General features: G+C 51.3%; 10 protein-coding genes, 7 tRNA genes and 5 rRNA genes. 15 read left to right on the forward strand and 7 right to left on the reverse strand.

The features are described from left to right. The first annotated feature begins 17 nt into the window (after positions 1-17). The 7 genes from ACXAGQ_RS07775 to ACXAGQ_RS07805 all read left to right on the forward strand — a co-directional run bounded on the left by ACXAGQ_RS07775 (position 18) and on the right by ACXAGQ_RS07805 (position 8,696). A 23S ribosomal RNA gene (locus ACXAGQ_RS07775) occupies positions 18-2,905 on the forward strand. 84 nt (positions 2,906-2,989) lie between these two features. After that, positions 2,990-3,105 (forward strand): 5S ribosomal RNA (gene rrf / locus ACXAGQ_RS07780). Between the two features lie 417 nt (positions 3,106-3,522). Then, a 16S ribosomal RNA gene (locus ACXAGQ_RS07785) occupies positions 3,523-5,075 on the forward strand. A gap of 67 nt (positions 5,076-5,142) precedes the next feature. Beyond that, positions 5,143-5,218 (forward strand) — tRNA-Glu (locus ACXAGQ_RS07790). 270 nt (positions 5,219-5,488) lie between these two features. After that, positions 5,489-8,376 (forward strand): 23S ribosomal RNA (locus ACXAGQ_RS07795). An 85-nt stretch (positions 8,377-8,461) separates the two neighbouring features. Continuing rightward, positions 8,462-8,577, forward strand: a 5S ribosomal RNA gene (rrf, locus tag ACXAGQ_RS07800). Together the 16S, 23S and 5S rRNA genes with 2 tRNA genes alongside form the textbook arrangement of a ribosomal RNA operon. A 42-nt stretch (positions 8,578-8,619) precedes the next feature. Beyond that, positions 8,620-8,696 (forward strand) — tRNA-Asp (locus ACXAGQ_RS07805). Positions 8,697-8,893: 197 nt separating this feature from the next. Here ACXAGQ_RS07805 and ACXAGQ_RS07810 read toward each other — a convergent pair. Together ACXAGQ_RS07810 and ilvY are read right to left on the reverse strand one after the other, a co-directional pair. Next, entirely contained in the window at positions 8,894-10,099 is a 1,206-nt protein-coding gene (locus ACXAGQ_RS07810; RefSeq protein ID WP_475253028.1) for a Rossmann-fold NAD(P)-binding domain-containing protein, read from the reverse strand. A 20-nt stretch (positions 10,100-10,119) separates the two neighbouring features. Continuing rightward, a complete protein-coding gene (ilvY, locus tag ACXAGQ_RS07815) occupies positions 10,120-10,998 on the reverse strand; it encodes an HTH-type transcriptional activator IlvY (protein WP_475253030.1) in 879 nt (292 codons plus the stop codon). 131 nt (positions 10,999-11,129) lie between these two features. Between ilvY and ilvC the strand changes: the two genes are divergently transcribed. Together ilvC and ACXAGQ_RS07825 are read left to right on the forward strand one after the other, a co-directional pair. Next, entirely contained in the window at positions 11,130-12,614 is a 1,485-nt protein-coding gene (gene ilvC, locus ACXAGQ_RS07820; RefSeq protein WP_475253032.1) for a ketol-acid reductoisomerase, read from the forward strand. Positions 12,615-12,737: 123 nt separating this feature from the next. After that, a complete protein-coding gene (locus ACXAGQ_RS07825; protein ID WP_475251115.1) occupies positions 12,738-14,174 on the forward strand; it encodes an IS1182 family transposase in 1,437 nt (478 codons plus the stop codon). Positions 14,175-14,297: 123 nt separating this feature from the next. Here the strand turns inward: ACXAGQ_RS07825 and ubiK are convergent, their stop codons facing one another. The 4 genes from ubiK to ACXAGQ_RS07845 form a co-directional block, all read right to left on the reverse strand. Further along, positions 14,298-14,567 (reverse strand): ubiquinone biosynthesis accessory factor UbiK, encoded by a 270-nt coding sequence (gene ubiK, locus ACXAGQ_RS07830; RefSeq protein WP_317525318.1) that lies wholly within the window; start codon positions 14,565-14,567, stop codon positions 14,298-14,300. 131 nt (positions 14,568-14,698) lie between these two features. Next, positions 14,699-17,818, reverse strand: a complete 3,120-nt coding sequence (locus ACXAGQ_RS07835; protein ID WP_475253034.1) for a multidrug efflux RND transporter permease subunit — start codon at positions 17,816-17,818, stop codon at positions 14,699-14,701. Positions 17,819-17,830: 12 nt separating this feature from the next. Next, positions 17,831-18,937 (reverse strand): efflux RND transporter periplasmic adaptor subunit, encoded by a 1,107-nt coding sequence (locus ACXAGQ_RS07840; RefSeq protein ID WP_475253036.1) that lies wholly within the window; start codon positions 18,935-18,937, stop codon positions 17,831-17,833. Between the two features lie 34 nt (positions 18,938-18,971). Continuing rightward, entirely contained in the window at positions 18,972-19,538 is a 567-nt protein-coding gene (locus tag ACXAGQ_RS07845) for a TetR/AcrR family transcriptional regulator (RefSeq protein ID WP_222939658.1), read from the reverse strand. Between the two features lie 187 nt (positions 19,539-19,725). Between ACXAGQ_RS07845 and rep the strand changes: the two genes are divergently transcribed. After that, positions 19,726-21,741 (forward strand): DNA helicase Rep, encoded by a 2,016-nt coding sequence (gene rep / locus ACXAGQ_RS07850; RefSeq protein ID WP_475253038.1) that lies wholly within the window; start codon positions 19,726-19,728, stop codon positions 21,739-21,741. A gap of 82 nt (positions 21,742-21,823) precedes the next feature. On the opposite strand, the gene ACXAGQ_RS07855 is transcribed toward rep, so the two are convergent. After that, positions 21,824-22,234: a c-type cytochrome gene (locus ACXAGQ_RS07855; protein ID WP_475253040.1), complete on the reverse strand. Its 411-nt coding sequence runs from the start codon at positions 22,232-22,234 to the stop codon at positions 21,824-21,826. A gap of 290 nt (positions 22,235-22,524) precedes the next feature. On the opposite strand from ACXAGQ_RS07855, the gene ACXAGQ_RS07860 reads away from it, so the two are divergent. The 5 genes from ACXAGQ_RS07860 to ACXAGQ_RS07880 all read left to right on the forward strand — a co-directional run bounded on the left by ACXAGQ_RS07860 (position 22,525) and on the right by ACXAGQ_RS07880 (position 23,160). Continuing rightward, positions 22,525-22,601: transfer RNA gene (locus ACXAGQ_RS07860), tRNA-Arg, on the forward strand. A gap of 42 nt (positions 22,602-22,643) precedes the next feature. Further along, positions 22,644-22,719 (forward strand) — tRNA-His (locus ACXAGQ_RS07865). Between the two features lie 157 nt (positions 22,720-22,876). Beyond that, positions 22,877-22,953, forward strand: a tRNA-Pro gene (locus ACXAGQ_RS07870). A 9-nt stretch (positions 22,954-22,962) separates the two neighbouring features. Next, positions 22,963-23,038 (forward strand) — tRNA-His (locus ACXAGQ_RS07875). A gap of 45 nt (positions 23,039-23,083) precedes the next feature. Then, a tRNA-Pro gene (locus ACXAGQ_RS07880) sits at positions 23,084-23,160 on the forward strand. The last annotated feature ends 294 nt before the right edge of the window (positions 23,161-23,454 follow it).

Below are 23,454 nucleotides of genomic sequence, written 5' to 3' on the forward strand. Positions count from 1 at the left end.
ACCCCTTGGGGTTGTATGGTTAAGTGACTAAGCGTACACGGTGGATGCCTGGGCAGTCAGAGGCGATGAAGGACGTGCTAACCTGCGATAAGCCAAGAGAAGATGGTAAGAATCACTATACTCTTGGATTTCCGAATGGGGAAACCCAGCTGCATAAGCAGTTATCAATGCGTGAATACATAGCGTATTGAGGCGAACCGGGGGAACTGAAACATCTAAGTACCCCGAGGAAGAGAAATCAACCGAGATTCCGGCAGTAGCGGCGAGCGAACCCGGATTAGCCCTTAAGCTAGTTTTGCGACAGGTGAATGAGCTGGAAAGCTCAGCGATACAGGGTGATAGCCCCGTAACCGGTAGCGCATTTCGAGTGAAATCGAGTAGGACGGGACACGTGATATCCTGTCTGAACATGGGGGGACCATCCTCCAAGGCTAAATACTCCTGACTGACCGATAGTGAACCAGTACCGTGAGGGAAAGGCGAAAAGAACCCCTGTGAGGGGAGTGAAATAGAACCTGAAACCGTGTACGTACAAGCAGTAGGAGCCCTTCGGGGTGACTGCGTACCTTTTGTATAATGGGTCAGCGACTTAATTTTAGTAGCAAGGTTAACCGTTTAGGGGAGCCGTAGGGAAACCGAGTCTTAACTGGGCGTTCAGTTGCTAGGATTAGACCCGAAACCAGGTGATCTAGCCATGGGCAGGTTGAAGGTGAGGTAACACTTACTGGAGGACCGAACCGACTAATGTTGAAAAATTAGCGGATGACTTGTGGCTAGGGGTGAAAGGCCAATCAAACCTGGAGATAGCTGGTTCTCCCCGAAAGCTATTTAGGTAGCGCCTCGGACGAATACTACTGGGGGTAGAGCACTGTTAAGGCTAGGGGGTCATCCCGACTTACCAACCCTTTGCAAACTCCGAATACCAGTAAGTACTATCCGGGAGACACACGGCGGGTGCTAACGTCCGTCGTGGAGAGGGAAACAACCCAGACCGCCAGCTAAGGTCCCAAAGTTATAGCTAAGTGGGAAACGATGTGGGAAGGCTCAGACAGCCAGGATGTTGGCTTAGAAGCAGCCATCATTTAAAGAAAGCGTAATAGCTCACTGGTCGAGTCGGCCTGCGCGGAAGATTTAACGGGGCTAAGCTATACACCGAAGCTGCGGCAATGCCATTTATGGTATTGGGTAGGGGAGCGTTCTGTAAGCGGTTGAAGGTGCATCGTAAGGTGTGCTGGACGTATCAGAAGTGCGAATGCTGACATGAGTAACGATAAAGGGAGTGAAAAACTCCCTCGCCGGAAGACCAAGGGTTCCTGTCCAACGTTAATCGGGGCAGGGTGAGTCGACCCCTAAGGCGAGGCCGAAAGGCGTAGTCGATGGGAAACGGGTTAATATTCCCGTACTTCTTACTATTGCGATGGGGGGACGGAGAAGGCTAGGTGGGCCTGGCGACGGTTGTCCAGGTTCAAGGGTGTAGGCTGTAATCTTAGGCAAATCCGGGATTACACTAGGCTGAGACCCGATGTCGAGGTGCTACGGCACTGAAGTCATTGATGCCATGCTTCCGGGAAAAGCCTCTAAGCTTCAGATAGTAAGGAATCGTACCCCAAACCGACACAGGTGGTCGGGTAGAGAATACCAAGGCGCTTGAGAGAACTCGGGTGAAGGAACTAGGCAAAATGGTACCGTAACTTCGGGAGAAGGTACGCTGCCGGCGGTGACGAGACTTGCTCTTTAAGCTGCTGGCAGTCGCAGATACCAGGTGGCTGCAACTGTTTATTAAAAACACAGCACTGTGCAAAATCGAAAGATGACGTATACGGTGTGACGCCTGCCCGGTGCCGGAAGGTTAATTGATGGGGTTAGACTTCGGTCGAAGCTCTTGATCGAAGCCCCGGTAAACGGCGGCCGTAACTATAACGGTCCTAAGGTAGCGAAATTCCTTGTCGGGTAAGTTCCGACCTGCACGAATGGCGTAATGATGGCCACGCTGTCTCCACCCGAGACTCAGTGAAATTGAAATCGCAGTGAAGATGCTGCGTACCCGCGGCTAGACGGAAAGACCCCGTGAACCTTTACTACAGCTTGGCACTGAACATTGACCCTACATGTGTAGGATAGGTGGGAGGCTTTGAAACCATGTCGCTAGATATGGTGGAGCCGTCCTTGAAATACCACCCTTGTAGTGTTGATGTTCTAACGTCGCCCCGTTATCCGGGGTGCGGACAGTGCCTGGTGGGTAGTTTGACTGGGGCGGTCTCCTCCCAAAGCGTAACGGAGGAGCACGAAGGTGGGCTAATCACGGTCGGACATCGTGAGGTTAGTGCAATGGCATAAGCCCGCTTGACTGCGAGACTGACAAGTCGAGCAGGTGCGAAAGCAGGTCATAGTGATCCGGTGGTTCTGTATGGAAGGGCCATCGCTCAACGGATAAAAGGTACTCCGGGGATAACAGGCTGATACCGCCCAAGAGTTCATATCGACGGCGGTGTTTGGCACCTCGATGTCGGCTCATCACATCCTGGGGCTGAAGTCGGTCCCAAGGGTATGGCTGTTCGCCATTTAAAGTGGTACGCGAGCTGGGTTTAGAACGTCGTGAGACAGTTCGGTCCCTATCTGCCGTGGGCGTTGGATGATTGAGAGGGGCTGCTCCTAGTACGAGAGGACCGGAGTGGACGAACCTCTGGTGTTCGGGTTGTGTCGCCAGACGCATTGCCCGGTAGCTAAGTTCGGAATCGATAACCGCTGAAAGCATCTAAGCGGGAAGCGAGCCTCGAGATGAGTCATCCCTGAACCTATAAGGTTCCTGAAGGGTTGTTGGAGACTACGACGTAGATAGGCAGGGTGTGTAAGCGTTGTGAGGCGTTGAGCTAACCTGTACTAATTGCCCGTGAGGCTTAACCATACAACACCCAAGGGGTTTTACGGACTCCACGAACACTTGGATGAGTGTTGAGAACATCAGCTTTCTAAGATTGTAACGAATTTGCTTGGCGACCATAGCATTATGGACCCACCTGATCCCATGCCGAACTCAGTAGTGAAACGTAATAGCGCCGATGGTAGTGTGGGGCCTCCCCATGTGAGAGTAGGACATCGCCAGGCTTCCAATTTTCTTTCACTTTTTGAAAAAGTGAAGACAAAAGGATAGGAAGCCCGCTGGGTACAGCGGGCTTTTCTTTCGCTCCGACTGATTGCAATGTGAGCGACGTCAACAGAAGGTTTTTACTTTTTCGCCAACCGCGAAAAAAGATGAAAATTTTGTCTTGACTGGATATCAGAAACGCGTATTATACGCCTCCTGACTTGCTGAAGCGCACGGCGCCAAGGTATTGAAAGTCAACGCTCTTTAACAATTTGACCATGCAATCTGTGTGGGCACTCGTGAAATGATAGTCAACAAAAGAATTATCAATGAAACTGAGTGACCAATACAAATTTTAAGTTTACTTATTATTTGGCACAGTCAATTCAATCATTACTTCGGTAATGGTTTAACAGTATTTCATTGAGCCAAAACTTTAATTGAAGAGTTTGATCATGGCTCAGATTGAACGCTGGCGGCAGGCCTAACACATGCAAGTCGAGCGGCAGCGACATCAACAATCCTTCGGGTGCGTTGATGGGCGGCGAGCGGCGGACGGGTGAGTAATGCCTGGGAATATGCCCTGATGTGGGGGATAACCATTGGAAACGATGGCTAATACCGCATAATCTCTTCGGAGCAAAGAGGGGGACCTTCGGGCCTCTCGCGTCAGGATTAGCCCAGGTGAGATTAGCTAGTTGGTGAGGTAAGAGCTCACCAAGGCGACGATCTCTAGCTGGTCTGAGAGGATGATCAGCCACACTGGAACTGAGACACGGTCCAGACTCCTACGGGAGGCAGCAGTGGGGAATATTGCACAATGGGGGAAACCCTGATGCAGCCATGCCGCGTGTGTGAAGAAGGCCTTCGGGTTGTAAAGCACTTTCAGTCGTGAGGAAGGCGTTATCGTTAATAGCGGTAGTGTTTGACGTTAGCGACAGAAGAAGCACCGGCTAACTCCGTGCCAGCAGCCGCGGTAATACGGAGGGTGCGAGCGTTAATCGGAATTACTGGGCGTAAAGCGCATGCAGGCGGCTTGTTAAGCCAGATGTGAAAGCCCGGGGCTCAACCTCGGAATAGCATTTGGAACTGGCAGGCTAGAGTCTTGTAGAGGGGGGTAGAATTTCAGGTGTAGCGGTGAAATGCGTAGAGATCTGAAGGAATACCGGTGGCGAAGGCGGCCCCCTGGACAAAGACTGACGCTCAGATGCGAAAGCGTGGGGAGCAAACAGGATTAGATACCCTGGTAGTCCACGCCGTAAACGATGTCTACTTGGAGGTTGGTGTCTTGAACACTGGCTTTCGGAGCTAACGCGTTAAGTAGACCGCCTGGGGAGTACGGTCGCAAGATTAAAACTCAAATGAATTGACGGGGGCCCGCACAAGCGGTGGAGCATGTGGTTTAATTCGATGCAACGCGAAGAACCTTACCTACTCTTGACATCCAGAGAACTTTCCAGAGATGGATTGGTGCCTTCGGGAACTCTGAGACAGGTGCTGCATGGCTGTCGTCAGCTCGTGTTGTGAAATGTTGGGTTAAGTCCCGCAACGAGCGCAACCCCTATCCTTGTTTGCCAGCACGTAATGGTGGGAACTCCAGGGAGACTGCCGGTGATAAACCGGAGGAAGGTGGGGACGACGTCAAGTCATCATGGCCCTTACGAGTAGGGCTACACACGTGCTACAATGGCGTATACAGAGGGCGGCCAACTTGCGAGAGTGAGCGAATCCCAGAAAGTACGTCGTAGTCCGGATTGGAGTCTGCAACTCGACTCCATGAAGTCGGAATCGCTAGTAATCGTGGATCAGAATGCCACGGTGAATACGTTCCCGGGCCTTGTACACACCGCCCGTCACACCATGGGAGTGGGCTGCACCAGAAGTAGATAGCTTAACCTTCGGGGGGGCGTTTACCACGGTGTGGTTCATGACTGGGGTGAAGTCGTAACAAGGTAGCCCTAGGGGAACCTGGGGCTGGATCACCTCCTTAACGATATGACTGCGTTTTATGCAGTGTCCACACAGATTGCTTGGTTAATAGTAAAAGACAACATAGTGTCCCATTCGTCTAGAGGCCTAGGACACCGCCCTTTCACGGCGGTAACAGGGGTTCGACTCCCCTATGGGACGCCACTCTCTAAGGTTTTTTCCTTAAGAATCTTTAGAAAGTGGATGTCGAAAGACAAACACATGCTCTTTAACAATCTGGAAAGCTGACTAGTAAATTGAATTCATTGAATTCAATAACTAATAGTTTTATCTCTCTTTATTAAGAGAAGTAAAACGAGTTCTCAAGCAACACACATTCAAGTGTCTTGTGTAAGAGTCCGGCGAAACACAGTTCATCATACTCAGATGAACAACCTTGGTTGTTGAGCCATACGAAACCTCTTGGGGTTGTATGGTTAAGTGACTAAGCGTACACGGTGGATGCCTGGGCAGTCAGAGGCGATGAAGGACGTGCTAACCTGCGATAAGCCAAGAGAAGATGGTAAGAATCACTATACTCTTGGATTTCCGAATGGGGAAACCCAGCTGCATAAGCAGTTATCAATGCGTGAATACATAGCGTATTGAGGCGAACCGGGGGAACTGAAACATCTAAGTACCCCGAGGAAGAGAAATCAACCGAGATTCCGGCAGTAGCGGCGAGCGAACCCGGATTAGCCCTTAAGCTAGTTTTGCGACAGGTGAATGAGCTGGAAAGCTCAGCGATACAGGGTGATAGCCCCGTAACCGGTAGCGCATTTCGAGTGAAATCGAGTAGGACGGGACACGTGATATCCTGTCTGAACATGGGGGGACCATCCTCCAAGGCTAAATACTCCTGACTGACCGATAGTGAACCAGTACCGTGAGGGAAAGGCGAAAAGAACCCCTGTGAGGGGAGTGAAATAGAACCTGAAACCGTGTACGTACAAGCAGTAGGAGCCCTTCGGGGTGACTGCGTACCTTTTGTATAATGGGTCAGCGACTTAATTTTAGTAGCAAGGTTAACCGTTTAGGGGAGCCGTAGGGAAACCGAGTCTTAACTGGGCGTTCAGTTGCTAGGATTAGACCCGAAACCAGGTGATCTAGCCATGGGCAGGTTGAAGGTGAGGTAACACTTACTGGAGGACCGAACCGACTAATGTTGAAAAATTAGCGGATGACTTGTGGCTAGGGGTGAAAGGCCAATCAAACCTGGAGATAGCTGGTTCTCCCCGAAAGCTATTTAGGTAGCGCCTCGGACGAATACTACTGGGGGTAGAGCACTGTTAAGGCTAGGGGGTCATCCCGACTTACCAACCCTTTGCAAACTCCGAATACCAGTAAGTACTATCCGGGAGACACACGGCGGGTGCTAACGTCCGTCGTGGAGAGGGAAACAACCCAGACCGCCAGCTAAGGTCCCAAAGTTATAGCTAAGTGGGAAACGATGTGGGAAGGCTCAGACAGCCAGGATGTTGGCTTAGAAGCAGCCATCATTTAAAGAAAGCGTAATAGCTCACTGGTCGAGTCGGCCTGCGCGGAAGATTTAACGGGGCTAAGCTATACACCGAAGCTGCGGCAATGCCATTTATGGTATTGGGTAGGGGAGCGTTCTGTAAGCGGTTGAAGGTGCATCGTAAGGTGTGCTGGACGTATCAGAAGTGCGAATGCTGACATGAGTAACGATAAAGGGAGTGAAAAACTCCCTCGCCGGAAGACCAAGGGTTCCTGTCCAACGTTAATCGGGGCAGGGTGAGTCGACCCCTAAGGCGAGGCCGAAAGGCGTAGTCGATGGGAAACGGGTTAATATTCCCGTACTTCTTACTATTGCGATGGGGGGACGGAGAAGGCTAGGTGGGCCTGGCGACGGTTGTCCAGGTTCAAGGGTGTAGGCTGTAATCTTAGGCAAATCCGGGATTACACTAGGCTGAGACCCGATGTCGAGGTGCTACGGCACTGAAGTCATTGATGCCATGCTTCCGGGAAAAGCCTCTAAGCTTCAGATAGTAAGGAATCGTACCCCAAACCGACACAGGTGGTCGGGTAGAGAATACCAAGGCGCTTGAGAGAACTCGGGTGAAGGAACTAGGCAAAATGGTACCGTAACTTCGGGAGAAGGTACGCTGCCGGCGGTGACGAGACTTGCTCTTTAAGCTGCTGGCAGTCGCAGATACCAGGTGGCTGCAACTGTTTATTAAAAACACAGCACTGTGCAAAATCGAAAGATGACGTATACGGTGTGACGCCTGCCCGGTGCCGGAAGGTTAATTGATGGGGTTAGACTTCGGTCGAAGCTCTTGATCGAAGCCCCGGTAAACGGCGGCCGTAACTATAACGGTCCTAAGGTAGCGAAATTCCTTGTCGGGTAAGTTCCGACCTGCACGAATGGCGTAATGATGGCCACGCTGTCTCCACCCGAGACTCAGTGAAATTGAAATCGCAGTGAAGATGCTGCGTACCCGCGGCTAGACGGAAAGACCCCGTGAACCTTTACTACAGCTTGGCACTGAACATTGACCCTACATGTGTAGGATAGGTGGGAGGCTTTGAAACCATGTCGCTAGATATGGTGGAGCCGTCCTTGAAATACCACCCTTGTAGTGTTGATGTTCTAACGTCGCCCCGTTATCCGGGGTGCGGACAGTGCCTGGTGGGTAGTTTGACTGGGGCGGTCTCCTCCCAAAGCGTAACGGAGGAGCACGAAGGTGGGCTAATCACGGTCGGACATCGTGAGGTTAGTGCAATGGCATAAGCCCGCTTGACTGCGAGACTGACAAGTCGAGCAGGTGCGAAAGCAGGTCATAGTGATCCGGTGGTTCTGTATGGAAGGGCCATCGCTCAACGGATAAAAGGTACTCCGGGGATAACAGGCTGATACCGCCCAAGAGTTCATATCGACGGCGGTGTTTGGCACCTCGATGTCGGCTCATCACATCCTGGGGCTGAAGTCGGTCCCAAGGGTATGGCTGTTCGCCATTTAAAGTGGTACGCGAGCTGGGTTTAGAACGTCGTGAGACAGTTCGGTCCCTATCTGCCGTGGGCGTTGGATGATTGAGAGGGGCTGCTCCTAGTACGAGAGGACCGGAGTGGACGAACCTCTGGTGTTCGGGTTGTGTCGCCAGACGCATTGCCCGGTAGCTAAGTTCGGAATCGATAACCGCTGAAAGCATCTAAGCGGGAAGCGAGCCTCAAGATGAGTCATCCCTGAACCTATAAGGTTCCTGAAGGGTTGTTGGAGACTACGACGTAGATAGGCAGGGTGTGTAAGCGTTGTGAGGCGTTGAGCTAACCTGTACTAATTGCCCGTGAGGCTTAACCATACAACACCCAAGGGGTTTTTACGGACTCCACGAACACTTGGATGAGTGTTGAGAACATCAGCTTTCTAAGATTGTAAGAATTTTGCTTGGCGACCATAGCATTATGGACCCACCTGATCCCATGCCGAACTCAGTAGTGAAACGTAATAGCGCCGATGGTAGTGTGGGGCCTCCCCATGTGAGAGTAGGACATCGCCAGGCTTCCAATTTAGATTATCGCAGTGAACGTGCGGTGATTTGAGTGGAGCGGTAGTTCAGTTGGTTAGAATACCGGCCTGTCACGCCGGGGGTCGCGGGTTCGAGTCCCGTCCGCTCCGCCACTTATACTAAGCCCAAGCAGAAATGCTTGGGCTTTTTTACATCTGTCGGTTATGTTCGCCTTGCAGGCGAATGAGTCCCGCTGGAGCGCCAGCCCGGCCGTTCCGCCACTTATACTAAGCCCAAGCAGAAATGCTTGGGCTTTTTTACGTTTAGGCCTTCGGCAAAACGTAAGGCCCTTCGAAGAGCGGGCTTTTACCTACTGGTAATTATAAAAATGCCTCAACCAGCGCTCTGCGATGGCGGTCTCGTCACTTTCGCTCAATGGCTGGATGCCCGATTTGAACTTTTCTGGCTCGCACAGCAGCTGAAGCCCTGCAAGCATATGGGCGGCTTCGAATAGATAGAGCGTTGGATCTCCCATACCTGTTTTGAATGGTGTATTGGCCGACTCGCCACCGGCTAAAAGATAGAGGCGATGGCCTTGCCGGGTTTGGTATTCACGGATCAGCTTATTGCCTCCAACCTCAGTCAGTGCACCATTGGCAATAAGGGTGGGGAGGTTAAGCTCATCATCGGCAGAGGTGACGGTTGCAATAAAGCTGTTATCACTGACGGTATCGAGCAGGTGCTCCGGAATGGCACCATTACCGGTACAGCAATAGATGAGGTTGCACTCTCGAACTAAACGCTCTATCGAGCAAACCTGGACACCATTGCGGGGAAAATGGGTCAACCGTCTAGGATCGAGGTCGGCGACATAAATATTGCCGATTGCTTTGCCTTTGAGGTACTGGATCACCCCGCAGCCGAGGTTTCCTGCCCCTATCACCCCAACTTTTAGGAAACCATCGTTATTGAGCTTGAGGCCAAACTCTTCGCGCAGGATCTGATCGGAATAGTGAACAATGCACTCCGAGGCTTCATAGTCGGCAGGTGCTTTGATACTGAGGTGGGAAACAGTTACCAATGGGTGGTTCATGGTGCGGTTGAGGTATTTGTACAACCCATTGGCGGTGAGCTCGGTGATCCCGATGAGCTGCTCTTGGAAAACACTGCCTAGGTGTTCGATGGAGTGGGAGAAATACCCGCCGTGATCGAGCAAAAGGAGTTTGCTGTTTGCCGTGATGTGTTGGCGAATAAAGGCTTCTGCAAAAAGGGGGTCACGTAATTGCTCTTTGGTGACGGTATCGTTGGCAATAGAACAGCTCGGGAGCTTTTCAATTGTCCTCTTGATGCCACTGTTGCCACTGGCGGTTGCGCCCTTTGGAATAAAAATGAGTTGGTGGGCAAGCTCTGCCAGGACGTTGATATAGGGTAGGGAGCCCTCATAACAGTGCATGACTGAAAAAATAATCAGGTTGGGCGGTGTGCGGTAGCTTTGCGCGATTTGCTTGAGAAAGTCATAGCCCTTGGCTGCATAAAAATCAGAGTAGTATGAATGAGTTAAAATTGGGTGAGGCATTATTATTATTCCATTGAAAATTAATTGCAGCCAAAAAGGTTGAGTAGCGCTGAGAGTAATGGCTCATTCTGTCGGCTTTGCTTGCAGCACAGCCCTAATTGCATCGGTTGTACTTTTTCTTTATCTAGCCGTTTGACCTTATTGCCAACCGGGCTGTTTGCTATTACCACATCTGGGGCTATACCTACGCCACAGCCCAGAGCGACCATACTGACAATCGCTTCGTGGCCACCAACTTGTGCGTAAATCTGGGGCTTTATTTTTCTGCTTTTTAGCCACTTGTCGGCTTTATCCCTTGCTGTACCTGACTCTGGCAAAATAAAGGGCAGGCACGCCCAGTCAGGCGGATCCGCTAAAGGTTTCTGCAGGCTCGCTGGCGGTACGAGAGGTGCGATAACCGACATCGAGACACTATCGAGCTCGGTATAGGTTAGTCTGCCTGGCAATATGTCAGGCTTGGCTGCAATTGCTATATCGGCCTCATCGTTCTGAACTTTATCAATGGCCTGGGCTGGATCACCGGTAAGTAGCTGTATTTCCACTTGGGGATAGAGTTGGCGGAAACGGTTGAGGATATCTGGCAGGTGGCTGTAGCTGGCGGTGACGGAGCAAAAGAGCTTGAGTTTGCCCTGTAGCTTATGATGGTGGTCAGCAAGCTCTGCTTTGGCTTCCTGCCAGCTGGAGACAATTAGCGCAGCGGTTGGCAATAGTGTTTGCCCAGCGGAGGTCAGCTCGACACTTCGGTTATCACGGACGAACAGGGTTTGCCCTAAATCCTCCTCGAGTCGCTGGACGATCCGGCTAAGTGCGGATGGGCTGATATGCATAGCCTGGGCTGTCTGGCTGAAGCTTTTTGACTCGCATAGGTGTAGGAATAGCTGCAAGGTTTTTATGTTCATCTTCCGTGTTGCACTTTTTGCAATGACTTATTGTGAATATATCACTTTGCGCAACTTACTGCGTGATCTACTATCGGATTATTCGACAAGCACTGTCGGCCCAAGGAATAGAATTCACGGAGTTTGCTGTTATGGCTAATTATTTCAACACCCTTAATCTTCGCCAGCAATTAGATCAACTAGGTCGTTGCCGATTCATGGATCGCAACGAGTTCGCCAACGAGGCTGATTACCTTAAAGGTAAAAAAGTCGTTATTGTTGGCTGTGGCGCCCAGGGCCTTAACCAAGGCCTGAACATGCGTGATTCTGGTCTTGATGTGGCTTATGCCCTGCGTCAGGCTGCTATCGACGAGCAGCGCCAGTCTTACAAGAACGCAAAAGAAAACGGTTTTGAAGTAGGCAGCTACGAAACGCTGATCCCGCAAGCAGATTTGGTTGTTAACCTGACGCCGGACAAGCAGCACACCAATGTGGTTGAAACGGTGATGCCGCTGATGAAGCAAGGTGCGTCATTGGGTTACTCCCACGGTTTCAACATCGTTGAAGAAGGCATGCAGATTCGCCCTGATATCACCGTTGTGATGGTAGCTCCGAAATGTCCTGGTACTGAGGTACGTGAAGAATACAAGCGTGGCTTCGGTGTGCCGACGCTGATTGCGGTTCACCCAGAGAATGATCCTCAGGGCGATGGCCTTGAAATCGCAAAAGCCTGGGCTGCTGCGACTGGCGGCCACCGTGCAGGTGTGTTGGAGTCATCTTTCGTTGCAGAAGTGAAATCTGACCTAATGGGCGAGCAGACTATCCTTTGTGGCATGCTGCAGGCTGGCTCGATTGTATGCTACGAGAAAATGATTGCTGATGGTGTGGATGCAGGTTACGCCGGCAAATTTCTTCAGTATGGTTGGGAAACTATCACCGAAGCACTGAAGTTCGGCGGTATCACCCACATGATGGATCGCCTATCTAACCCGGCGAAAGTAAAAGCCTTTGAACTGTCTGAAGAATTGAAAGAGCTGATGCGTCCGCTTTACAACAAGCACATGGATGACATTATCACTGGCCACTTCTCTAGCACCATGATGGCTGACTGGGCCAACGACGATGCCAACCTGCTGGGCTGGCGTGGCGAAACGGCTGAAACCCAATTCGAAAACTACCCTGATTCTAATGTTGAGATCTCTGAGCAAGAGTACTTCGACAACGGTATCCTAATGGTGGCTATGGTACGTGCCGGTGTTGAACTGGCGTTCGAAGCAATGACGGCTTCTGGCATCATCGAAGAGTCGGCTTACTACGAGTCGCTGCACGAGCTACCGCTAATCGCCAATACTATTGCCCGTAAGCGCCTGTACGAGATGAACGTGGTTATCTCTGATACAGCTGAATACGGTAACTACTTGTTCGCGAACGTAGCTACACCGCTACTGCGTGAGAAGTTCATGCCATCGGTTGGTACGGATGTGATTGGTAAGGGCCTAGGCGAGACATCTAACCAGGTGGATAACGCAACCCTGATTGCCGTGAACGACACTATCCGCAACCACCCGGTTGAGTACATCGGTGAAGAGCTGCGTGGCTACATGACAGACATGAAGCGTATCGCTGTGGGTGGCTAAGCCCCCCGAAGATTGAATATTAAAAAGCCCGGATGATTATCCGGGCTCAGACTGATGACAAAGGTCTGGCTTTTAAGCTAGGCCTTTGATCTAATAGAGATATCGAAATATGGATATCTCGACATGTTAAAAGAACCCTCACCCCAACAGTACGAACTCGAAATGGTCACAATGGAACAGCTGGTTCCGAAGCATCATCTCGTACGTAAAATCGACCAAGTTATAGATTTCGAATTTATTAGAGACGAAGTCGCTCACCTATATTGCCAAGACAATGGCCGGCCTCCTGTTGACCCCGTCCGCTTGTTTAAAATCATCCTGCTGGGCTACATCTTTGGCATCAAGAGCGAGCGTCAGCTAGTCAAAGAAATCGAGGTCAATGTGGCCTATCGGTGGTTCCTTCGCATGTCACTGACAGAGAAAGTTATCCATGCCTCGACGCTCAGCCAAAACCGCATCCGCCGCTTCAACGGGACGGATATTTTTGAACGCATCTTTACCAATATCGTACTCCAGGCCATGGATAAAGGGCTCGTCGCCGGGAATGAATTATTCACCGACAGCACCCACCTCAAAGCCAATGCTAACAAGAAGAAATTTACCAATGAACAGCAAGCTGTCCGCACCAGTGCCTACCTTGAGATGCTCAACGAAGATGTGGCCAAGGAGCGGGAAGCCGAAGGGAAAAAACCTTTAGCTGAGCGAAAATCAGAGCCTAAGCTCAAAAATACCAAAGTGAGCACGACTGATTCTGAAAGCGGCTTTATGACGCGGGATAACAAGCCGCAAGGGTTCTTTTACCTTGACCACCGCACCGTCGATGGCATGCATGGGATTATCGTCGATACCTATGCGACCGCAGGTAACGTCAATGACTCCCAGCCTTATATCAATCGGCTAGACTACACGCTCAACCAGTTCAACCTGAATCCTATAGCCGTAGGCCTTGATGCTGGATACTTCACGGCTCCTGTTGCTGAGAGCCTTGAACGAAGAGAAATCCTTGGCCTCTTTGGTTACCGTAGGCCGCCTCGCACCCAGAATGCTATCAAGAAGAAGCACTTTATCTATAACAAAGAAACAGACACTTACCTGTGCCCAAATGGCCAGGAACTTATCTATAAAACCACGTCAAGAGAAGGCTACAGAGAATACCACTCGGCCCCCAAGGAGTGTGAGCTCTGCTCGATGAGAAATGACTGCACCCAAAGCAAAACAATGAAGAAGGTGATAACCCGGCATATCTACGCGGAGGCTGTGGAACGAGCAAACAAAATACGGCTGACACCTTATGGTAAAAGGACCTATCGGCGAAGGGGAGAAACGGTAGAAAGAAGCTTCGCAGATGCGAAACAGCATCATGGTCACCGATATGCACGGTTCCGGGGGTTGAACAAGGTGCAGATGCAATGTTGGTTGGCCGCTGCTGCTCAAAATATCAAGAAGATGGCCTTGGTGCTGGGCTGCTTACAGAAAATAGGCCTTATAAACGCTCTAATTAGGTTAATACGAGTCAATATCAGGCGAGAAGAGCAAAGGAGCCTCCAACCGAGCTGGTAGGTAAAAAATCGCGATCGCGGCCTACGGCCGCTCTCTAAAAAGAACCCCACTTAAAAAGTGGGGTTCGTCAGCAATCTGAGCCCGGATGATTATCCGGGCTTTTTTTATTGGTTACCAAAGCGCTTATTCTTGCTCAGTATCAGCCTTTGGTGCCATGCGGCCTTCCAGCTCTTCAAGCTTCTGCTCAAGGGCTGATAGCTTTTGGCGGGTACGTAGCAGTACCTGGGTCTGTACATCAAATTCTTCGCGGCTAACCACGTCCAATTTACCAAGCTGTGCTTGGATCACTTGGCGAACTTTCTGTTCTACATCATTACCCAGCTCTTTGACTGGCTGAGGCATCGCGTCCTGGATCTGCTTGGCCACTTGCTCAAGTTTCTTTGGATCAAACATAGCTTAGTTAACTCCGTAACGGCATTTCATCTGTTGTCGTTATTTTATTCAAATATAACAGGATTGTCGTTGCTGTTGGTACAAAATAAAAGAGGCCGTTAAAACGGCCTCTTGGTTCGCAGTCTATTCGCTTAGCAATCGTGCGCTTTTTTCAGGGCATTGCGTGCTTCATCGGCACGCTCAAGCTTTTCCAGGTCTTTGTCCTCGACGAAGACTGGTAGCGGTTTGTGGATGCTAGCCAGGTAGGTGTAAATCACCGGCAATACAAACAGGGTGAATACCGTACCAATCGCCAGACCGGCAACGATAACAATACCGATACTGAAGCGCTGAGCCGCACCTGCGCCTGTGGCGTAAAGTAGCGGGATCAAACCGGCAATCATTGCCGCAGTGGTCATCAGGATTGGACGCAGACGAATTTTCGCCGCTTCCATGACGGCTGCCATACGATCTTTCTTATGGTGCAACTGCTCTTCTTTGGCCACTTCACAAATCAAGATACCGTGCTTGGTGATAAGGCCAATCAGGGTGATCAAGCCAACCTGCGAGTAGATGTTCATCGAGGCAGCGCCCCACGCCAGGGCGATCAGGGCTCCACAGATAGCCAGTGGAACCGAGACCATGATAACCAGCGGATCGCGCAGCGATTCGAACTGGATTGCCAGAACCAGGAAGATGATCGCCAGTGCCAGGGCAAAGGTGGTGTACAGTGCGTTACCTTCGGTTACGAACTGACGGGCCTCACCCATGAAGTCATGCTGGTAACCGGCCGGTAGCGTGCTAGCCGCTTCGGTCTGGAACCAGTTGATCGCATCACCCATAGCGACGCCAGGTGCTGGAACCGCACCGACGGTTGCCGAGTTCAACTGGTTGAAGTGAGGCAGCGAGCGTGGCTCGGAGATCACATCAATCGTCACTAGGCTACCCAGTGGGATGGCATTGCTGTCAGCCGCGCGGACATAGTAACCCTTGAGTGATTCCGGGTTGAGGCGGTATTTACGCTCAACTTGCGGGATCACCTCGTAAGAGCGGCCATTGAGGTCGATACGGTTAACATAACCGTCGGCCATCATGGTACTCAGGGTGATACCGATATCCTGCATGGTCACGCCATAGGCACCTGCCTTGTCCTTGTCGATCTTGATCTTCATCGTTGCCGAGTCGTAGTTCAGATCGAGATCCGAATAGACAAACATTGGGTTGGTTTTTACCTTACCCAAAATATCGCTACTGATCTGGAACAGGCTCTCGAAGCTGTTCGGCGTAGTGATCACGAACTGGATCGGCAGGCCTGAGCCCGCACCTGGTAGTTCAGGCATCTGGAATGCCGTTACTGCCATTTCCGGTACATCCTTCACCAAGTCAGTGACGCGCTTAACCACGTCAGCCTGGCTCGCTTCACGCTCGCTCCATGGCACCATGGAGGCGATACCGAAAGCCTGGTTGGAGTTAGGAACGCCAGAGAAAACCTGGGCAAAGGCCACTTCAGGCTGGTCAACCAGAATGCGGTTAACTTCACCCATGGTGTTCTCGATGTAATCAAGGTTGGCGTTAGACGGCGCCGTACCCATCATCACCAATACGCCTTTATCTTCCGATGGTGCCAGTTCACTCGGGATGAACTTGAACAGCACCGGAAGGGTACCGAATACGATCAGGGCGAATACAATCACCACCGGGCGCATTTTCATGATCCCGCCCAGCATTTTCTCGTAGCGGTTGGTCATGCGATCGAGGAAATGGTGGACTGTAGTTTCGAACTTGCTTGGCTTCTCGTTGGCCTTAAGCATCTTCGAACACATCATCGGCGATAGCGTCAGGGCGATGATCCCCGATACGAATACCGCACCAGCCAGGGTCAGGGCGAATTCCTTGAACAGCGAGCCTGTTATCCCGCCCATCATGGCGATAGGGGCGTATACCGCACCTAGGGTCAGAGTCATGGCGATAACCGGTACGGCGATTTCGCGGGTACCGATAATTGCCGCGCGGAACGGCGATTCCCCTTCCTTGATATGACGGTCGACGTTTTCCAGTACCACGATGGCGTCATCGACCACTAGGCCGATAGCCAGCACCATTGCCAGCAGGGTCATCAGGTTCCATGAGAAGCCGAAAGCCTGCATCACCATGGCTACACCAATCAGTGATAGCGGGATAGTGACAATCGGGATGATAACCGCACGCAGTGAGCCCAGGAACAGGGTGATCACCACCAGTACAATCAATGCCGCTTCGGCAATGGTCTTGATAACCTCATTGATTGACTCGTTAATCGCAATGGTCGAGTCGTACATGATGTTCATCGAGATGTTGCTTGGCATGTTGCGTTGCAGCTCTGGCAATAGCTCGTAGACATCGGCAGCAATGTTGATCGGGTTGGCGCTTGGTGCCGCATTGATGGCGGCGACGACAGCCTCTTCACCGTTGGCAGAAGCACGGTAGACATCGTGGCTCTTCTCCAGGGTGACTTTGGCGATATCACCAAGGCGGATCACTTGGCCTTCCTGGGTAGAAACAACCAGTTTTTCCAGCTCGTCAGTGTTGGTTACCTGGGTATCGGCTGTCCCGTTGTACAGCACGAACTCGCCGGTAGCCTGACCGGTTGCCGACTGGTAGTTGTTGGCATTCAGTACGTTCATCACGTCTGAGGCTGTCAGGCTGTAGGCAGCCATTTTGGCCGGATCCAACCAAACACGCAGGGCGTATTTCATACCACCGTAGAGGTCAACCTTGGATACACCGTTAACGGTGAATAGCTGCGGATTGATCACACGCTCAAGGTAGTCGGTGATCTGGCTTGATACCAATTCATCACTGGTAAAACCGATATACATCACCGCCGTGGTCGAGCCGGTCGACATGGTTACGGTCGGGTCCTCGGCTTCCTTAGGCAGCTGTGAACGGACCGAGTTGGTCTTGGCCAGGATATCGGCCAGTGCCGCATTCGGGTCGGTGTTCAGCTTCATGGTGACCGTGATGGTTGATGAACCCAGCACCGAGGACGAGGTCATGAAGTCGATATTGTCAGCCTGTGCGATGGCCTGCTCCAGCGGCTGGGTAATAAAGCCCTGGATCAGATCGGCACTGGCGCCGTAGTAGCTGGTGGTTACCGTTACTACGGTATTGGTCATGTCAGGGTATTCCCGGACCTGCATTTTGAAGATTGCCTGCAGGCCAAGGAGGGCGATCAAAAAGCTGATCGATACCGCTAACACAGGACGTTTAATAAAAACATCTGTAAAGCGCATGTCTCCTCCGGATCACAGCATTGGGGTTTCTGCTGGGGCTTCCAGCGAGTTGCTTTCAACCACACGGACTTTGGCGTGGTTACTCAGACGTACCTGGCCTGAAGTGACCACGGTATCACCCGCTTTCACGCCGTTAAGGATGTGGACGCTGTTACCTTTGCGCTCACCGACTTTGACCACGGATTGCTTAACGCGCAGTACACCGTCCTCGTCTTCGCTTGCTAGGTAGACGTTATCGCCATACAGGGTGTAGGTGATCGCTGTCTGCGGCAGGATGATCTGATCTTCCAGTGTTGGCAGGATGATGTGGGCACGGGCGAACATACCGCTGCGAAGTTGGCCTTCGTTATTCGGGATGTCGGCTTGGATCTGAACCAGACCACTCTGGTAGTTGACCGCCGGCTCGATAGCACTGATTTCACCGCTAAATGGCGTTTCCGGGTAAGCATCAACAAAGATTTCTACTTGCTGACCCAAATGGATCTCAGAGATATCGGTCTGCGGCACGGTAAAGCGCAGTTTCATTAGCGAGGTATCTTCAAGACGGACGACGTCCTTGCCTGGCTGAATGTATTCACCCAGGAAGACATTGCGAAGACCAACTACGCCGTCAAACGGAGCCTTGATGGTGCGGCGCTCGATTGTCGCTTTCAGGCTTTCTATATCGGCAACCAATGAGAAATAAGAGGCTTCAGCATCATCAAAGGCTTCTTTGGAGATAGACCCTTTTTTGAATAGGCCGCGGTAGCGCTCATACTTGGCTTTGGCTGCAGGAAGGCGCGCCTGGGAGCTCTTCAGGTTGGCCACTTCCACGTCTGAGTCCAGCGCCAGCAATTGCTGCTCGGCTTTCACTGTGGCGCCAGATTCAAAGTCGATGCTTTGGATCACCCCCGATACTTCGGTGGTAATGGTGACACCCTGATTAGGCTCGATAAAGCCGATAGCTTCGATGGCCGGTACCCAATTGCTTGGAGCCGCCGTTGTTACCGTCACTGGAAAATCTGGCTCGGGCATATTGGCCATATACTCGGCGATTTTTTGTTGTTTGAAGAGATTGAAACCAATCACGCTGCCGAAAAGCAGAATCGCGACCAGTAGCATCACTATCCATTTTTTCATTGTTGGGAGTGCTCCGAAGTTAGCTAATGTAATGTTAATGCTGAATAATGGCGTCCCATGAGGCTTGGATTGCTGCTTCTAGGGCTTCGTCACTGACCTGGTAAACGCCGTTTATATGTTTGCGGGCCAAGCAAGCGCTTGGCTCAAGGCTTAGTGCGCTCAAGATCTCGTTATCGAGGTTTTTGAACAGGCCAGAAGCCTTGCCCTCCTCGAATAACGTATTCACCTTGGCGAACATTTTCTTTTCTAATAGTTTTTGTTCATGGCTTTCGCGCCGTGGCAGGTTTTCAAACTGGCCTCGGTTGATCAGTGGGGCATCTTCTTGGGTTGCCATGTTCCAGATGTTTAACCACATAGTGCGAAACCTATGCTGCAACGGCATGTCATCTGACACGTTTTGGCTGATTTTGTTCGCGACGTAGGCCAAAATGTGATCATGGAGCTGGTGCAACAGATCTTCTTTGTCCTCGAAGTAGCGATAAATCGTCCCTGCGGCTACCCCTGCCTCCTTGGCCACCATTTGCATCGAAATCCCGTGAAAGCCATGTTCCGCCAGCAACTTTTCTGTTGCTTGGAGGATGCGTTTTTTCTTGTCACTCATAAGAAAGGCAGTTGTAAAAAATAATGATGAATGAATGTTCATTCATCATTCTATGGTGCCTGATTATATGTGCAAGCAATTTTTTATATCGTCGGGATAAGCAGGCTTGATAAGTCGCCGAATAGACAATAGCGGTGAACCCGCTACAATGCGCCTGCTGACCCGAAGATCAACACAGGATAAGTCAATGAAACTGAACCCAAGGCAAAACGAAGCGGTAAAATACGTCGCCGGACCGTGCTTGGTCCTTGCCGGCGCAGGCTCGGGCAAAACCCGGGTGATCACCAATAAAATTGCCTACCTGGTTCAGCAGTGTGACTACAAAGCCCGTAACATCGCGGCCCTGACCTTTACCAACAAGGCGGCGCGGGAGATGAAAGAGCGGGTTGGCCAGACGCTGGGCAAGCAAGAGGCCAAGGGCTTGATGGTCTCGACCTTCCATACCCTGGGGCTTAATATCATCCGCCGCGAGTACAAGGCGCTGGGGCTCAAGGCGAGCTTCTCCCTGTTCGATGACCAAGATCAGATGGCCCTGCTCAAGGAGCTCACTGAGAAGCAGATCGATGGCGATAAGGATTTGCTCAAGCAGCTATTGTCGACCATTTCCAATTGGAAAAATGACATGCTGTCGCCGGCAGAGGCCAAGGCGCGTGCCTCGGGCGAGCGCGATCAGATGTTTGCTTATTGCTATGAGATGTACCAACGCCAGATGAAGGCGTATAACGCCCTCGACTTTGATGATCTGATTTTGATGCCGGTGCTGCTGCTGCGGGACAACCAGGAAGTGCGCCAGCGTTGGCAGAACAAGATCCGCTACCTGCTGGTGGATGAATACCAGGATACCAACACCAGCCAGTATATTTTCGTGAAATTGCTGGTGGGTGAGCGCGCCCGCTTTACCGTGGTTGGCGATGATGACCAGTCCATCTATTCTTGGCGCGGGGCCCAGCCAGAAAACTTGGTACAGCTCAACAAAGATTTCCCTACTTTGAGAGTGATCAAGCTGGAGCAGAACTACCGTTCAACCAGTCGTATTCTGCGTACCGCAAACATTTTGATTGCCAACAACCCGCACGTGTTCGAGAAGACCTTGTTCTCTGAGATCCCCGACGGCGAGATGCTCAAGGTGATCACGGCCAAGAACGAGGAGCATGAGGCGGAGAAAGTGGTGGGGGAATTGATTGCCCACCGCTTCCTAAATAATACCCAGTACAAGGATTACTCTATCCTCTACCGTGGTAACCACCAGTCACGGCTGTTCGAAAAAGCGCTGATGCAAAACCGGATTCCCTACAAGATTTCCGGCGGTACCTCCTTTTTCTCGCGTGCCGAAATCAAGGACATCATGGCTTACCTCCGCCTGCTGACCAACTTGGATGATGACAATGCGTTTTTGCGTATCGTCAACACCCCACGCCGTGAGATTGGCCCGGTGACGCTGGAGAAGCTTGGTACCTATGCCAACATGCGCGGCAAGAGCTTGTTTGCCGCCAGCTTTGAGCTGGGGCTCGAGCAGCACCTGTCCGGCCGTGGTCTGGAGTCCCTGCAGCGCTTTACCCGCTGGGTGGTCGAGCTTTCTGATAATGCCGAGCGCGGCGATACCGTGGCAGCGGTACGACAGCTAGTGCGCGATATCAACTACGAAGACTGGCTGTACGAAACCTCTGCCAGCCCGAAAGCGGCCGAAATGCGGATGAAGAACGTTTCGGATCTGTATAGCTGGATAACGGCCGACCTCGAAGGGGATAACTACGACCAGGAAGAGAAGACGCTTAAAGAAGTGGTTCAGCGCCTGACCCTGCGCGATATGATGGAGCGGGGCGAGGACGATGACGATGCCGATCAGGTCCAGTTGATGACGCTGCATGCTTCCAAAGGCTTGGAGTTCCCTTATGTTTACCTGGTGGGTACCGAAGAAGGCATTCTGCCTCACCAGACGAGCGTCGATGAGGATAATGTTGAGGAAGAGCGCCGCCTGGCTTACGTGGGTATTACACGCGCCCAGAAGGAGCTGACCTTTACCTTGTGTAAGGAGCGCAGGCAGTTTGGTGAGCTGATAAAGCCTGAACCGAGCCGATTCCTGTTTGAACTGCCGCAGGATGATCTTGAGTGGGAAGCAGACAAGAAGCCGATGACTCAGGAGCAGCGGATGCAAAAGGGCCAGGCCCATATCGCCAATATCCGGGCGATGTTCAAAAAATAAAGCTGTTATTACTGGTTAGAGATAATAAAAAAGCGAGGGCCGCAAGGCACTCGCTTTTTTCGTTGTAGGGAAAAGGATTGATTTATAGGCCTTCAATCATGTGGTCGATGGCGGCAATGATTTCGTCATCGCTACAGTCCATACATGAACCTTTTGCCGGCATGGCATTGAAACCATTGATGGCATGGTCGGCCAGCACATCGTTGCCCTTGGCAAGGCGAGGGCTCCAGTCTGTTGCATCACCAATTTTAGGTGCTCCCATAACTCCCGTTCCATGACAGGCTGCACAGAAGGTACCGTAGACCGCATCACCGCTACGTGGGCCGGCAGCAACTGCTGGGCCTGCCGGGGCATCGCCCTCAAGGTAAACGGAGCCTACCGGTTTGATACGTTCTGCGATAGCTTCATCTGACATATCGGCTGCTACCGCAGTACCGGCCAATGCCAGGGCGGCAACGGCCGCTACCATAAGTTGTCGAAGAGAAAATTCCATTGAGCTCACCTTACACTTCCAGATCATTATGTGCGATTGCCACAGTCTTATTCGTGCTTGTTGTTAGTCAAACTGTTGAGACAAGGCAGTGATTATTTACAAAATGTTTAATATGTAAAAACAACGTGATTATATCCCCTATTTTCCTTGCGATAAACTAGGGGGCTGCTTTTGTATGATACGAATCAACAGTTATTTGGCTATATTTGCAGCGAACGAGAAAAAAACTAAAAAAAACACTTTACGACTGCGGTCGTGATCCGTAATATTCACCTCCGCCGATAGGGCATGCGCCCGTAGCTCAGCTGGATAGAGCGTTGGCCTCCGGAGCCAAAGGTCGAAGGTTCGAATCCTTTCGGGCGCGCCATTCCGGACAGGATCGTATCGGCAAAGTAACAAAGAAACATTGGTGGCTATAGCTCAGTTGGTAGAGTCCCGGATTGTGATTCCGGTTGTCGCGGGTTCGAATCCCGTTAGCCACCCCATATTTTAGGGTATTGATTATAATATCAGTATCTAGGGGTGAAAACCTCAACAGAATTAAGTCAGTGAATTGCCTAGTTTGATAGTGCATCACGGCTCTTGGGAATAGCGGACCAGAGGGTAACCCTCTTGGAGTGAAACCAAGAAAAAGAATTAAGTCGGTGAATAGCGCAGTTTGGTAGCGCATCTGGTTTGGGACCAGAGGGTCGGGGGTTCGAATCCCTCTTCACCGACCACTTACAGCGGTGGCTATAGCTCAGTTGGTAGAGTCCCGGATTGTGATTCCGGTTGTCGCGGGTTCGAATCCCGTTAGCCACCCCATTATTTCAGGTATCTTGATACCTTGGCAGCAGCCTAAAACATTGTCGGTGAATAGCGCAGTTTGGTAGCGCATCTGGTTTGGGACCAGAGGGTCGGGGGTTCGAATCCCTCTTCACCGACCACTATTGAGAGCCTCGTCAGAAATGACGGGGCTTTTTTCATTTCTTCCGCCCATTATCTATTAACTCTTCCCATGAACCTGCAGAAGTCGGATTGCTGTTATCAGACACGATCTCCCATCAAAACGAATAGTGTGATCTACTGTCAATAATCTTTTGTTACAGCTTACCCATCTGCTTTGTGATAGTAATGCGGGATTTCACGCCGATACAGTTTAATAACACGGTGTTTGTTTCTTTATTGTTAACTTGGGTTTTGTGTTGTTTGATTATTTATGCAGCATGGGAAAGTGTTAG

This window comes from Photobacterium sp. ABD4_091 (genome assembly GCF_056160145.1).